General features: G+C 75.5%; 2 protein-coding genes. Both read left to right on the forward strand.

All coding sequences use genetic code 11. The annotated features are described in order from the left end of the window. Positions 1–137 precede the first annotated feature (137 nt). Positions 138–956: an acyl-CoA thioesterase domain-containing protein gene (locus tag A2U95_RS21125; RefSeq protein ID WP_206283000.1), complete on the forward strand. Its 819-nt coding sequence runs from the start codon at positions 138–140 to the stop codon at positions 954–956. Between the two features lie 32 nt (positions 957–988). Continuing rightward, positions 989–2,158: an alpha-hydroxy-acid oxidizing protein gene (locus A2U95_RS21130; protein ID WP_240957504.1), complete on the forward strand. Its 1,170-nt coding sequence runs from the start codon at positions 989–991 to the stop codon at positions 2,156–2,158. Positions 2,159–2,244 lie beyond the last annotated feature (86 nt).

A 2,244-nucleotide genomic window follows, 5' to 3' on the forward strand; every position in this document is an offset into this window, starting at 1 on the left:
GCACCGCCGCGCGCCTCCGGCGGCCCGGGCCGGGCCGGGCCGCCGGAGGCGGGCGCGGGCCCCGCACCGCGCGCGTGACCTCGCGGCGGTGCGCTCCTGCCCGTGCCTTACGCTGCCCCCACCCAGATGGTTGGCCCATGAACACAAAGGGGGCGGGGCACCGCATGGACCGGACGCACGACACCGCCGCGTTCTTCACCGCGGACGGGGACGGCCTGCTCCCGGGGGAGGACGCCAGGAGCTGGTGGTCGCCCGACGCCCTGCACGGCCGCCTCCTCGGCGGTCTCCTCGCCCGCGCCCTGGAGCGCGAGCACCACGCGGAGGGCCTGCACTTCGCCCGCCTCACCGTCGACCTGTTCCGCACCTGTCCCTTCGCCCCGGTCCGGGTGACCACGGAGCGGATCCGCGACGGGCGCCGCATCCGGGTGGCCGACGCCGTGGTCCACGGCGCGAACGGGGCCGTCGCCCGGGCGAGCGCCGTACTGCTGCGCCGCGGCGAGCAGCCCGCGGGCGAGGTCCCGGCGACCCCGGACTGGGACGCCCCGCCGCCCGAGGAGATCGCCCCGGTGCGGCACGGCATGCCGTGGAACTTCTGGCAGTTCGACGGCGACAACCGCCCCGTGACGAGCTGGCGCGGCGTCGCCGTCCGCCGGGCCTGGCTGCGCGACGAGGCCGACCTGGTCGCCGGCGAGTCCCTCTCCCCGTTCACGCGGGTGGCCCTCGCCGCCGACACCTCCAGCCCGATGTCCCACCGGTCGGACGACGACCTGGAGTTCATCAACGCCGACTACACGCTCACGCTGGCTCGTCTCCCGCTCAGCGACGCCATAGGGTTCCAGGCCACGGCGCACAGCAGCGAGGACGGCGTCGCGGCCGGCCACTGCACCCTGTACGACACGGCCGGCCCGATCGGTTACTCCATGACCACCGCCCTCGCCAACAGCCGCCGGAGCTGACGTCCCCACCCTCGTCGTCCAAGGAGACCTCCGTGCCCAACCACGGTGACTGGCAACTCGGCGTCTACCTCGACGGATTGACCGGCAAGGTGCCCGAACACCCCATGGCGTACGCCGAACTCGAGCGCCGCGCCGAGCGGTCGATGCCCCCGGAGCTGTGGTCGTACGTGGCGGGCGGGGCGGGCGACGAGCGGACCCAGAACGCCAACGTGACGGCCTTCGACCGGTGGGGGCTGATGCCCCGCGTGCTCGCCGGCGCCGCCGAACGCGACCTGTCCACCGAGCTGTTCGGACACCGGCTGCCGACGCCGCTGATGCTGGCCCCGGTCGGCGTGATCGGCCTGTGCGACCTGGCCGAGGGCCGGGGCGACCTCGTCACCGCCCGCGTGGCCGCCGCGACCGGCGTCCCGATGATCGCCTCGACGCTCTCCCAGGACCCGATGGAGGAGGTGGCGCGCGAACTCGGCGACACCCCGGGCTGGTTCCAGCTGTACCCGCCCAACGACCGGGAGCTGACCGAGAGCCTCGTCCGCCGCGCGGAGGCGGCCGGCTACTCGGCGATCGTCGTCACCCTGGACACCCTCACCCTGGGCTGGCGCCCGCGCGACCTGTCCATCGCCGGTTTCCCGCAGCTCAAGGGCCAGTGCCTGGCCAACTACTTCAGCGACCCGGTGTTCCGCTCCCGGCTGGCGGCGCCGCCGGAGGAGGACCCGGAGGCGGCCACCGGCCACTGGGCGATGATCTTCGGCAACCAGCGGCTGACCTGGGACGACCTGGCCTGGCTGCGCTCCCTGACCTCCCTCCCGCTGCTCCTCAAGGGCATCTGCTCCCCGGAGGACGCCCGCCGCGCGGTGGACAGCGGCGTCGACGGCGTCTACTGCTCCAACCACGGCGGCCGCCAGGCCAACGGCGGCCTGCCCGCCCTGGACTGCCTGCCGGAGGTGGTCGACGCGGCGGGCGAGGTCCCGGTCGTCTTCGACTCCGGCGTCCGGAGCGGCCCCGACGTGATCAAGGCCCTGGCCCTCGGCGCCCGCGCCGTGGCGATCGGCCGCCCGGCCGCCTACGGCCTCGCCGTCGGCGGCCGGGCGGGCCTCGAACACGTCGTCCGCTGCCTCCTCGCCGAACTCGACCTCACCCTCGCCATCGACGGCTACGCCTCCACCGCCGCCCTCACCCGCGGCGACCTGCGCCCGGTGCGGTGAGTCCCTGATCCGGGCGAGCACGACGGCGCGCCGCGGCTCGCGGCGCGCGGACCCGCCGAGCGGGTGGCGGGTGGCCCGGACGCCGG

It is taken from the genome of Streptomyces chilikensis, assembly GCF_001642695.1.
Lineage (GTDB): Bacteria > Actinomycetota > Actinomycetes > Streptomycetales > Streptomycetaceae > Streptomyces > Streptomyces chilikensis.

Excerpts from the sequence above, each read along its gene's own strand:
- A2U95_RS21125 (WP_206283000.1), top strand. The coding sequence starts at position 138 with ATGAACACAAAGGGGGCGGGGCACCGCATGGACCGGACGCACGACACC.